This is a genomic window from Chitinophaga filiformis (assembly GCF_021646545.1).
Classification (GTDB): Bacteria; Bacteroidota; Bacteroidia; order Chitinophagales; family Chitinophagaceae; genus Chitinophaga; species Chitinophaga filiformis_A.
Genome location: NZ_JAKIRP010000022.1, coordinates 47,852 through 60,838, shown reverse-complemented (window position 1 = coordinate 60,838; position 12,987 = coordinate 47,852). Strand labels below are relative to the sequence as shown.

The 12,987-nt window shown below is 46.3% G+C and carries 6 protein-coding genes; 3 read left to right on the top strand and 3 right to left on the bottom strand.

The window, feature by feature from the left end:
* The 3 genes from L3C95_RS32520 to L3C95_RS32510 all read right to left on the bottom strand — a co-directional run.
* Positions 1–8,234 (bottom strand): hypothetical protein (locus tag L3C95_RS32520; RefSeq protein ID WP_236394898.1); only part of this gene is annotated, 8,234 nt, incomplete at its 3' end.
* Positions 8,235–8,967: 733 nt separating this feature from the next.
* The gene (locus L3C95_RS32515) at positions 8,968–9,414 is read right to left on the bottom strand and encodes an Ohr family peroxiredoxin (RefSeq protein WP_236394514.1); all 447 of its coding nucleotides are present in this window, start codon (positions 9,412–9,414) and stop codon (positions 8,968–8,970) included.
* 87 nt (positions 9,415–9,501) lie between these two features.
* Positions 9,502–10,302: a DUF1223 domain-containing protein gene (locus tag L3C95_RS32510; RefSeq protein ID WP_236394516.1), complete on the bottom strand. Its 801-nt coding sequence runs from the start codon at positions 10,300–10,302 to the stop codon at positions 9,502–9,504.
* Positions 10,303–10,625: 323 nt separating this feature from the next.
* On the opposite strand from L3C95_RS32510, the gene L3C95_RS32505 reads away from it, so the two are divergent.
* The 3 genes from L3C95_RS32505 (at position 10,626) to kdpA (ending at position 12,913) form a co-directional block, all read left to right on the top strand.
* Positions 10,626–10,985 carry a hypothetical protein gene (locus tag L3C95_RS32505; protein ID WP_236394518.1) on the top strand — a complete coding sequence of 120 codons (360 nt, stop codon included), beginning with the start codon at positions 10,626–10,628 and terminating at the stop codon, positions 10,983–10,985.
* Positions 10,986–11,102: 117 nt separating this feature from the next.
* Positions 11,103–11,183 carry a K(+)-transporting ATPase subunit F gene (gene kdpF / locus L3C95_RS35315; RefSeq protein WP_410683854.1) on the top strand — a complete coding sequence of 27 codons (81 nt, stop codon included), beginning with the start codon at positions 11,103–11,105 and terminating at the stop codon, positions 11,181–11,183.
* Between the two features lie 17 nt (positions 11,184–11,200).
* Positions 11,201–12,913: a potassium-transporting ATPase subunit KdpA gene (gene kdpA / locus L3C95_RS32500; protein ID WP_236394520.1), complete on the top strand. Its 1,713-nt coding sequence runs from the start codon at positions 11,201–11,203 to the stop codon at positions 12,911–12,913.
* The last annotated feature ends 74 nt before the right edge of the window (positions 12,914–12,987 follow it).

Sequence of the window (12,987 nt, the reverse complement as noted above, 5' to 3'; positions counted from 1 at the left end):
TTATTGATATCCTGAGCTACTGTCACGCTGTCTATAGCAGAGCAACCATTGGCAGTTGTTGCGGTCACATAGTACTTACCAGGTGCAGTTACACTTATCGGATTCTGACCGGCGCCTCTACCTGTCCATGTGAAGGTGGTATTAGCAGTGGTAGATGATGCCGTCAGGCTCACACTGGTTCTATCACAAGTCAATACCTGTGGTGTAGCGATGGACAGGTTTGGTTTATTGATATCCTGAGCTACTGTCACGCTGTCTATAGCAGAGCAACCATTGGCAGTTGTTGCGGTCACATAGTACTTACCAGGTGCAGTTACACTTATCGGATTCTGACCTGCAGTTCTACCTGTCCATGTGAACGTAGCACCAGCAGTAGTAGATGACGCCGTTAAGTTGATGGTAGTCCTATCACAGTTCAGCACCTGTGGTGTAGCGATGGTCAGGTTCGGTTTGTTGATATCCTGAGCCACAGTCACACTGTCCCTAGTCGAACAACCATTCGCTGTAGTTGCGGTCACATAGTATTTACCCGGAGCAGTTACGCTGATCGGATTCTGACCTGCTGTTCTACCTGTCCATGTGAAGGTAGTACCGGCGGTAGTAGATGATGCCGTTAAGTTCACACTGGTTCTATCACAGGTCAGTACCTGTGGTGTAGCGATGGTCAGGTTTGGTTTATTGATATCCTGAGCTACAGTTACACTATCTATAGTTGAACAACCATTGGCAGTTGTTGCGGTCACATAGTACTTACCCGGAGCGGTTACGCTGATCGGATTCTGACCGGCTGTTCTACCTGTCCATGTGAAGGTGGTATTAGCAGTGGTAGATGATGCCGTTAAGTTAATGCTAGTCCTATCACAAGTCAGTACCTGTGGTGTAGCGATAGTCAGGTTCGGTTTATTGATGTCCTGAGCTACGGTTACACTGTCTATAGTTGAACAACCATTGGCAGTTGTTGCGGTCACATAGTACTTACCAGGTGCAGTCACACTGATCGGGTTCTGACCGGCGCCTCTACCTGTCCATGTGAAGGTGGTATTTGCAGTGGTAGATGATGCCGTCAGGCTCACACTGGTTCTATCACAAGTCAATACCTGTGGTGTAGCGATGGAAAGGTTTGGTTTATTGATATCCTGAGCTACTGTCACGCTGTCTATAGTCGAACAACCATTGGCAGTTGTTGCGGTCACATAGTACTTACCAGGTGCAGTCACACTTATCGGGTTCTGACCTGCTGTTCTACCTGTCCATGTGAAGGTGGTATTTGCAGTGGTAGAGGATGCCGTCAGACTCACACTGGTTCTGTCACAAGTCAGTACCTGAGGTGTAGCAATCGTCAGGTTTGGTTTATTGATATCCTGAGCTACAGCTACACTGTCCTTAGTTGAACAACCATTAGCTGTAGTTGCTGTTACAAAGTACTTACCAGGTGCAGTCACACTGATCGGGTTCTGACCCGCTGTTCTACCTGTCCATGTGAAGGTGGTATTAGCAGTAGTAGATGATGCCGTCAGGTTCACACTGGTTCTATCACAAGTCAGTACCTGTGGTGTAGCGATGGTCAGGTTTGGTTTATTGATATCCTGAGCTACAGTTACACTGTCCTTAGTTGAACAACCATTAGCTGTAGTTGCTGTTACAAAGTACTTACCAGGTGCAGTCACACTGATCGGGTTCTGACCTGCAGTTCTACCTGTCCATGTGAAGGTGGTACCAACTGTAGTAGATGACGCCGTTAAGTTGATGGTAGTCCTATCACAGTTCAGTACCTGTGGTGTAGCGATGGTCAGGTTCGGTTTGTTGATATCCTGAGCTACAGTTACACTGTCCTTAGTTGAACAACCATTAGCTGTAGTTGCTGTTACAAAGTACTTACCAGGAGCAGTCACACTGATCGGGTTCTGACCGGCGCCTCTACCTGTCCATGTGAAGGTGGTGTTTGCAGTAGTAGAGGATGCCGTCAGACTCACACTGGTTCTATCACAAGTCAGGACCGGAGGTGTGGCGATGGTCAGGTTTGGTTTATTGATATCCTGAGCTACAGTTACACTGTCCTTAGTAGAACAACCATTAGCTGTAGTTGCTGTTACAAAGTACTTACCAGGTGCAGTCACACTTATCGGATTCTGACCGGCGCCTCTACCTGTCCATGTGAAGGTGGTATTAGCCGTAGTAGATGATGCCGTCAGGTTCACACTTGTTCTATCACAAGTCAATACCTGTGGTGTAGCGATGGTCAGGTTCGGTTTATTGATATCCTGAGCTACAATTACACTATCGATAGTAGAACAACCAGTAGCTGTTGTTGCCGTCACATAGTATTTACCCGGAGCAGTCACACTTATCGGATTCTGACCGACGCCTCTACCTGTCCATGTGAAGGTGGTGTTTGCAGTAGTAGAGGATGCCGTCAGACTCACACTGGTTCTATCACAAGTCAGGACCGGAGGTGTGGCGATGGTCAGGTTTGGTTTATTGATATCCTGAGCTACAGTTACACTGTCCTTAGTAGAACAACCATTAGCTGTAGTTGCTGTTACAAAGTACTTACCAGGTGCGGTAACGCTGATCGGATTCTGACCTGCTGTGCTACCTGTCCATGTGAAGGTGGTATTAGCCGTAGTAGATGATGCCGTTAAGTTGACGCTAGTCCTATCACAAGTCAGCACCTGTGGTGTAGCAATCGTCAGGTTTGGTTTATTGATATCCTGAGCTACAGTTACACTATCTATAGTTGAACAACCATTGGCAGTTGTTGCGGTCACATAGTACTTACCAGGTGCAGTCACACTGATCGGGTTCTGACCTGCTGTTCTACCTGTCCATGTGAAGGTGGTATTAGCCGTAGTAGATGATGCCGTCAGGCTCACACTGGTTCTATCACAAGTCAATACCTGTGGTGTAGCGATGGTCAGGTTTGGTTTATTGATATCCTGAGCTACAATTACACTATCGATAGTAGAACAACCAATAGCTGTTGTTGCCGTCACATAGTATTTACCCGGTGCAGTCACACTGATCGGGTTCTGACCGGCTGTTCTACCAGCCCATGTGAACGTAGTATTAGCAGTAGTTGAAGATGCAGTTAAGTTTACACTTGTTACATTACAAGTCAATACCTGCGGCGTGGCAATTGTCAGGTTCGGTTTAGCAATGTTCTGAGTCACCGTTACGCTGTCCTTAGTAGTACAACCATTTACAGCAGTAGCGATTACATAATACTTACCAGGTGCATTTACACTCACTGAGCTCTGGCCGGTAGCAAAACCAGACCATGTTATTGTTGCATTAGCTGTCGAAGAAGAAGCCGTTAAATTTACTGAGGTATTCGCACAAGTCAGCACCGCTGGCTGCGTTACCGTCAGATTTGGCTTATCTATACTTTGCTGTACCGTAACAGAAGCCGTACTTGTACAACCATTTACAGGATTTCTCACAGTCAATATATACGTTCCCGCTACACTTACTCCCGGGCGCTGCAATGCAGATGAGAAATTACCTGGGCCAGACCAACTATAATTCACACCTGGTGTAGCGGAATTACCAGTCAATACAACTACAGGAGACGCACAGGTCAGCGGACCGCTCACCTCAGCAGTTGCTCCCGGCGCGAAAATGTCCTGAATAACAGTCACGGTATCCCTTGCAGTACACCCTGTTGAGGCATTCGTAACAGTCAGTATATAATTACCGCCCATCGTTACCGCAGGTGTCTGCAAATTAGAAGTAAACCCTGAAGGACCACTCCAGCTATAAGTTACACCATTTGTATTTGAACTACCCATCAGCGTCACGGAAGGAACAGCACATGTGACCGTGTCACTTACTGATGCATTGGCAGTGAGCGTACCGGTCGGAGTACCAGTCACCTTCACATTATCTACATAGTAGAATTCATCGGTACCTGTAACCCTGGTCCTGATCACCAGCTGAAGACTGTTACCACTCAAACCAGCTACTGATATATAAGTATAGGTACTTGAATGGCCATTAATATCCGATTTCCGCTCTGCATACAACACCTCTGCCCCGCCATTCAATTTATAATAGAAACGAAGATAATCTGCGTACGTACCTGACTCATTCATCACAGCATCGCCTGTTACCGAACTTCTCGCATTAGCAGAGATACCAACGCCTGTCTTTCCACTAATGTCAATCACGCCCGACGTCCATACACTTTCACTATTTGTACCCTGGCCACTGATTCTGAACTCATTGTTAGATACGGCAAAAGTGCTGCCGGAAGGATTCTGTACAGACCATGCCGTACTGCCATTATCTACAGTCGTTCCATTGTTCAGGGTAAAGTCCTCCAACCACAGCGTAGCAACGGTAGATCCCAGGCTGGTTACAGTAGCAGTCGCCGTATTCTTACAACCATTCGCAGGATCCGTCACTGTCAATATATAGTTACCTGCAACACTCACCACAGGATGCTGCAATGCAGACGTAAACCCATTCGGACCAGTCCAGCCGTAAGTCACACCCGCCGTTTCAGAACTTGCAGACAAGGTAACGCTGGAAGCTGCACAACTCAGCGGACCACTTACACCTGCAGATGCTGTCGGTACCGCAGTATTCGCAATAACGGTGACAGTATCCTTCGCGGTACAACCCAAAGCATTAGTCACAGTCAATATATAATTACCCGCAGTGGTCACTGCAGGATTCTGCGCTGCTGATGTAAAGTTACCCGGACCACTCCAGCTGTAACTAACCCCGCTTGCATTTGACGCGCCGGACAGGTTCACGGAAGTGGCAGCACAGGTAAGTGTATCAGACACCGCTGCTGTTGCAGTTATAGCAGAAGTTGATCTGTCAGCACCCGTCAGTTTCACATTGTCGAAATAGTATCGTTCAGTATTACTTGAGTTCCTTGCCCTGATGATCACCTGGATGCTACCACCGTTCAATGTGCCGGAAGCGATGCTGATCCTGGCGGTACCACTGGTACTCGAACCAATGCCCGCCGCGTCATCAAATACCAGCACTTCATCACCGCCATTCAATTTGTAATATACCCTGATGTAGTCATCATCTTCAAATAGATCATTGCTTCCCGGCGTTTCACTCCGCAGGTCCGCCGTTATCACCACATCACTCTTACCGGAAATATCAATTACATCTGAACGCCATGTCGCTTCCGCAGCTGCGTTATAAGAAACTTTAAATTCACTGTTCTGTACCGAGATAGTACCTGCACCGCTGCTTTCCAGCGTCCAGGCTGTGCTACCATTATCTACAGTAGTACCATTCGCCAGAGTAAAGTCCTCCAGCCAGAAAGCAGCAGGACCGGAAGAGGTACCTCCGGATACCACCACAGATGCTGTAGCCGTACATCCATTCACAGGATTTGTAACTGTCAATGTATAGGTACCGGTAACGCTCACCACAGGACGCTGTAAGGCAGACGTAAACCCGTTAGGGCCCGTCCATCTATAGGTTACACCGGCAGTTTCAGAACTTCCGGATAAGGTAACGCTGGACACGCCACAACTCAACGGACCACTTACACCCGCTGATGCGATCGGAGCCGTAATATTTGCAATAACGGTGACGGTAGCCGTCGCCGTACAACCCGTGGAAGGGTTCGTAACAGTTAGCGTATAGTTACCGGCAGTTGTTACCGCAGGATTTTGTACTGTTGAAGTAAAGTTACCCGGACCACTCCAGCTGTAACTAACCCCGCTTGCATTTGAAGCGCCGGACAAGGTTACTGAAGTCTTCGTACAGGTAAGCGTATCCGATACAGACGCCGTTGCAGTCAGGTCAGAATCGGGATCGGCCTTATCAGCGCCTGTTAGCTTCACATTATCGAAGTAGTATCGCTCAGTATTACTCGAATTCCTTGCCCTGATGATCACCTGGAGCGTAGTACCGTTCAATACAGGAGAAGCGATGCTGATCCTCGCAGTACCACTGGTACTGGATCCAATACCGGCCGCATCACTAAATACCAGCACCTCAGCGCCTCCATTCAATCTATAATATACCCTGATATAGTCATCTTCTTCAAACAGATCACTTCCCGGTGTTTCACTGCGCAGATCTGCAGTGATCACTACATCACTCTTACCGGAAATATCAATTACATCTGAGCTCCATTTCGCTTCCGCTGCTGCGTTATAAGAAACTTTAAACTCATTATTCTGTACGGAAATAGTACCAGCACCTGAACTTTCCAGCGTCCAGGCAGTGCTGCCATTATCAACAGTAGTACCATTCTCCAAAGCAAAATCCTCCAGCCAGAAAGCAGCAGGAGCAGAAGATGTACCTGCCGATACCACCACAGATGCTGATGCAGTACATCCGTTCACAGGATTTTTTACGGTAACAGTATAAGTACCCGTTGCACTGACAGTCGGATTCTTCGAAGCACTGGTAAAGTTGTTAGGACCAGTCCAGCTATATGTCACATTAGGCACCGAAGAATTCGCATTCAGCGTCATGCTTGACATACAGGCCAATGCGCCTCCCGTTGCTGTAACATCCGGCGCCGCCTTATCTTCTGTTACCATCACAGGCACCGACACTGAACATCCTGAAGACAATGTAGCAGAAACGATATATTCCCCTCCAAAACCTACAACAGGATTCTGTACGGTCGACGTAAATCCGTTAGGCCCTGTCCAGGAATAAGAAGAAACAGTAGCACCTGGTGTTACAGTGATCTGTGCATTATTCGCACAGGTAACAGGACCACTCACTGCCGTCGTCAATGTTATAGCAGGGTCTACTGCTTTTACTTTTACATGATCGAAATAATAAAATTCATCAGAACCGGATGCCCTTGACTTCACAATAATCTGAAGACTTGAACCGCTTAAACCGGCTACACTTACAGTGGAATTGGAACTGCTGTGATTATTGATAGCTGCTTTCTTCTCGGCAAACAATACCTCTGTGCCACCATTCAACTTATAGTAGAACCTGATGTAGTCCATGTACGTGCCCGTCTCATTCATAGCAGCACCACTACTGACAGCACTCCTGGTATTAATAGATATACTTACATCCGTTTTACCGGTGATATTGATCGATTCCGATGTCCACACACCCTCACCACTGGTGCCGGTGCCACTGACTTTAAACTCATTGCCGGTTACGGAAAAGGTACTGCCTGAAGTCGTTTTAACCGACCATGCAGTAGTGCCATTATCAACATTTGTACCGTTGGACAATGTAAAATCTTCCACCCACGTATTTACAGCAGCCGCTGTACCCGACTTCACTTCCACCGACTTTGAGTTCACACACCCATTGGCCGGATTCTTTACCGTCACGGTATAAATACCCGCCGTACTGACCGTAGGATTCTGCGTCGTACTGGTATAACCACCCGGCCCCGTCCAGCTGTATTGCGCATTGCTCACCGAAGAGCTGGCATTCAACGTAACGTTGTTACCACAGGCTAATGTACCGCCCGTTGCAGAAAGATCCGGTACAGCTTTATTCTCAGTCACTGTCACAGTAGCAGAACCGGAACCAGATGAATTGGTTCCTGTAACGGTGTAAACACCCGCAGTGTTTACTGAAGGATTTTGCGATGTAGAGGTAAAATTATTAGGTCCGGTCCAACTGTAAGTGACATTTGTTGCACTGGAAGCTGCTGATAACGTAATAGATGAATTGGCACATGTCAATACGCCGCCGTTGCCAGCACTTACTGAAACCGGAATAGTACCGGCGCAGGCGCCCTTCTCTTTAAACACGCGGTACTCTTCAATATAATACTTGGATGTTTGAGAACCTCCGTTATTATAGTTGTAGATCTTTACCACCAGCTGTACAGTACTGCCATTTAACAAAGGAGATATAAAATCAATCGTACCGAAATTGCCAGTACGCTGATCAAGTAAAATCTCAGCCCCGCCATTTATTTTGTAATAGATCTTCACATACTCGGAACTGTTCATATCACCTTCAGATGAGACCTTCACAGCTACCTGCCAATCAGTATAGCCTGTGGTAGAAAACACCTTGGAATACCAGATCCCCTCTCCTCCCAGTTCCTGCGCATGTAATCGTTTTGATTTTACCGCAAAATAACCCGTGCCGGAAACCTTTGATGCATCGAGGTACCAGCCCGTAGCAGAATTGTCGGCTGTCGTTCCATCTGACACCGGAAATCTGGCAGTCACAATCGGACATTCGGGAGTCGCCCATACGGGACCGCCGATAAGTAATGATAAAAGAAGGCCTAGCCGCATGAGATGCGCGCGCGCCATAATAGGTAGAGTTTTCACTATAGGCTCTGTTTGTTTTAATTCAAGGGTATAGAATATTTAATAGAATACAGGTTTTCTGCTACTATTCAGTTCACATGCTACAATTCCGTTCAAAATGTTACGTTGATTCATTCAGCGGCTGCTGTTATGCTCAATGTCACTGTTCCGTTCGATGTCACTATGCTAAATGGTTATGTTCTCCGGGACGCTACCGTTCTCTATAGAAACTATGTCTCTTAGCATCAAATGTCACTGTACTTAATAGTGCCGTTTTCTGAACACTATTGTTCTCTCTTAGAAACTGTGTCTTTTAGTTTCAATGCTACTGTACTAATGGTGTTGTTATCTAAACGCTACTGTTCTCTCTTAGAAATTGTGTCTTTTAATGTCGAATCCGGATGTAATATTAAATAATAATACTATAACAAGTATACTTAAATGTCACAATAACATTTATTTTTTATTTGTCTAAAACGTGGATTTATCAAGGTTTTTCGAGTGTATTGCTGCATTAATGAATTGATAGGCAATATAAGCGACGACACTAAATCTGTAAGTATGCAGTATTTTTTGCTTCACAAAAAAAGTCGCCTGTAGAGAAAAAAATACGGAATTCCGTAACGCACATATACCTCATAAATGAGAAAGCCATCTCAAAAATGAGATGGCTTTGATTCAACTTCACGGTTTGTCATATATTTATATGATACCTCACTCTATGAAACACTACGATTTAGACCAGGTAGGTTTCCACGTTTATATTTCCATGAACGGCTTTAGAATATGGACATGTCTGATGTGCTGCTTCAACAAGTGCAGTTGCCACTTCAGTAGTCAGTCCCGGTAGATGCACATTAAGACGGGCCTGCAGAAAATATGCAACACCTACCAAACCGAGATCCACCTCTGCATCAACATAAAAGTCCGTAGGCAAAGTAACTTTCGCTTTTGCTGCAGCTATTCCAATCGCTCCCATGAAACAGGCTGACCATCCTGCGGCAAATAGTTGCTCCGGATTAGTTCCCGGATCTGTACTTACCGGAGAAGACAAGCGAATATCCAAACGGCCATCTGAACTGCTTGCCCTGCCTTCTCTTCCGCCAGTCGTGTGAGTCTTACCTGTGTATATTACTTTCTCAATCCTGGGAGTGCTGATTACTCCATTGTTGTTGTTTTCCATGATCTGTTTTTTATGTTTGTTTTTCTTATGACTGTTTACTGTTATAACTATATTGATTGATCTGTTTCCTGAAATTCACCGGTTACATTATTTAACCGCATCAGTTGATGCCTGAAATCCCGTTCTGGTAGCTGCGGTAATACGGCCATCTCCATTCTGCTGCACAAAACCTATCAACTCCCAGCCGTTTTCATTAAAGCCTTCCGGCAGCTTCATTTCAACTTCTTTACTGCTGTTGGCGTCAACATATGCCAGCTGCCGTACTATCTGTACATGGGACAACTTTCTGCCTGTATTCTCACCAGCCTTAACATCACTGTGTGCTTCTTTCTGTACGAGGGCGAGCACCAGGGCTGCATCTTTGTGCTGACCGGATACATCATGTTCTATATATATTTTGCCTTGTCCAAGCTTTGCCCGAAGGCTTACACTGTCTTTAGATGCGGCGTCCAAACCATTAGCGATCGCTTTTACAATAGCACCTGCATTTGAACCAACAAACTCACCTTCGCCGTTGATCACCACCTGCGGCGTATAAATAGTCGAGAGGCCCAACCATCCGGCATATTGTTGCTGTCGTTCTGAGTATCTGCGATCACTGAAGCGATCTCTCCAACCCTGGTGATCCCAGTAGTCGACGTGGAAGGCCAGGATATATATGTCTTTATTCTCATTGTCCTGCTGAATGCGTTCCATCAGCGCATCGGCCGGCGGACAGCTGGAGCATCCTTCCGAAGTGAACAGCTCAACAACGGCAAAACCTTTGCTATTCTTCGCTTTCTGTACATCTTTCATTATTCTTTCATTTGATATGCCCATAAATGCGGCCATTGCTACAAGCAGGCCTATTAAAGCTGTGCTGATGATTACTATGTTGACTGGTCTCATGTGTTTGAATTGATCGTTTGAATAATTGTTAATCACAGTACAAATGGACGATTAATCCGGAACAACACATAGTGCTATGGCGCCTGTCGGACAAATAAGGTGGTGAACCGGACAACCGGCGTCGCCAATATTCGGGGGGACCAGATATTATCCAAATTGATAAACCCTTCTCAAAATGAGAGGGTTTTCAGGGTGCGTTTCTTCCAGCCTGATGCTGCTCAGCAATTATAGTCCCTTATCGGTGGCGGTTTTTCAGCCAAACTGCCATTTCATGCCAGAACCGGGCATGCCATTCGCCTTTACTACCCCGTAAATTGATTTTTATGAACCAATATGAAGCCGCCGCCCAGATAGCGGATGAAATACCGGAAATACAAAAGGAAATAGTATGCGCGCCTGTTTTTGGCAGCGCATACCTCTCTGTAAAGGTATTGGCTAACTATACCGCCAGAATGTTGCAACAGCATCAGCTGCGCCAGGTACAACGTTGTATGGTACTTGCAGAAAAGATCTACAACAGGGGTAACCAGCTGATGAAAACAGCCATCGAAAATGTTTTCATCTTTTCATTCTCCAGTTTCAGGATGTCCTGCAGTCGCCAGGAATGGCTGGAAATACAGCGGGTAATGCCGGCTGTGCTCTTTTCCCTCTACATCCAGCAGGTACTGAAGCCCGGCGTATAATCTATCACTCAAAAAAAACTGACATATGCTGATCGCACTTTATCTGCTCATTATGCTCATTTGCTTTTATCTCTTTTATAAATCAATAGATTTCTTCGAAAACATATAATTGAATTTATGATGACAATACTGTTGACAATATCCATCCTCGTATTCATTTACCTGGTGTATGTTCTCCTGAAACCTGAAAAATTCTGATCTCAAACCGATTAATAATGAACAGCGAAATAACAGGTGTTATCCTCACCTTTATCATAACACTGGTGATAGCCTTCCCGCTGGGTAAATACATTTCAAAAGTATTCCAGGGGGAACGTACCATCACCGACTTCCTCAATCCTGTGGAACGTTTTATCTACCGCATCTGCGGGATAGATCCTCATAAAGAGATGAACTGGAAGCAGCACATGGCAGCCTTGTTATCTATTAACCTTGTGTGGCTGGTTTATGCCTTTTTTGTCCTGCTATTCCAATCTCATCTGCCGCTCAATCCGGACGGCAATCCGGATATGACGCCCGACCTGGCCTTCAATACAGCCATCAGCTTCCTGGTGAACTGTAACCTGCAGCACTATTCAGGTGAATCCGGGCTTACCTATTTTTCACAGCTCTTTGTCATTACCTTCCTGCAGTTCGTATCTGCCGCTACCGGCGTTGCCGCAGTAGCAGTACTGTTCAGGGCCTTTGCCGAAAAGACAACGGAAAGACTGGGCAATTTCTTTGTATTCTTCACAAGAACGATCACCCGTATACTGCTTCCGCTGAGCGTCGTCATGGCTATCATACTGGTGTTCAACGGCACTCCTGCCAGCTTTGACGGAAAGGATAGTATTGTTACCATGCAGGGCGATTCCGTACAGGTGTCCAGAGGTCCTGCTGCCGGTATGATCGCTATTAAACACCTTGGTACTAATGGCGGTGGATGGTTCGGCGCTAACTCTGCTCACCCGCTGGAAAATCCGAACTACTTTACCAACACGGTGGAGATCGTTGCCCAGGTGATACTCCCGATGGCGCTGATCTTCGCCTTCGGTTTCTTTATCCGCCGGAGGAAACTCGGCTATGTCATCTTTGGTGTGATGACCGCGGGTATGCTGACGTTTATGATACCTAACCTTATCTCCGAAATAAGCGGCAACCCGCTACTGGGTCATCTGGGCCTGAAAGACATCACTGCCATGGAAGGTAAAGAAGTACGCATAGGCGTACCGGCTTCGGCCTACTGGCAGGTGATGACCACCATCATCTCTACAGGTTCTGTGAACTCTATGCATGATAGTTCCATGCCTATGTCGGGCACTATGCAGCTATTAGGTATGATGACAAACTGTTTCTATGGAGGTAAAGGCGTAGGTTTACTCAACTACTTTATCTTCCTCATCATCGCGGTATTCATTTCCGGACTGATGGTAGGACGTACGCCTGAATTCATGGGCCGTAAAGTTGAAGCACGTGAGATGAAGATCGCAGCTATCATTGCGCTCTTCCACCCCTTCCTGATACTGGTCGGTACTGCGTTGTCAGCGTACTTTGCTGCACATCATCCGCAGATAGCATGGTCCGTACAACCATCCGCATGGTTCAACAATCCGTCCAATCATGGATTCTCGGAAATGCTCTATGAGTTTACATCTTCTTCTGCCAACAACGGCTCCGGCTTTGAAGGTTTAGCAGACAACAATATCTTCTGGAACATCAGTACGGGTGTTATCATGATACTCGGCCGCTTTATTCCAATCATCGGTCCGGTTGCCATTGCAGGTATCCTGGCTAAGAAGAAATATATCCCTGAATCGGCAGGCACGCTGCAGACCGATACCGCTACATTCGGTATCATGACCTACGCTGTGATCATGATCATTGCAGCACTGGCTTTCTTCCCTGCACTGACCCTGGGACCTATAGCAGAATATTTCCAATCCTACTGATAAAGCCATTTGTTACTATCCTAAGTCTAAATCGTCATCTGGTTACTATCCTATGACCACCTTGTTCGCAAAAT

Coding starts and splice junctions, on each gene's coding strand:
- L3C95_RS32515 (WP_236394514.1), bottom strand. CDS start 9,414: ATGGAAAACAACAACAATGGAGTAATCAGCACTCCCAGGATTGAGAAA.
- L3C95_RS32510 (WP_236394516.1), bottom strand. CDS start 10,302: ATGAGACCAGTCAACATAGTAATCATCAGCACAGCTTTAATAGGCCTG.
- L3C95_RS32505 (WP_236394518.1), top strand. CDS start 10,626: ATGAACCAATATGAAGCCGCCGCCCAGATAGCGGATGAAATACCGGAA.
- kdpF (WP_410683854.1), top strand. CDS start 11,103: ATGATGACAATACTGTTGACAATATCCATCCTCGTATTCATTTACCTG.
- kdpA (WP_236394520.1), top strand. CDS start 11,201: ATGAACAGCGAAATAACAGGTGTTATCCTCACCTTTATCATAACACTG.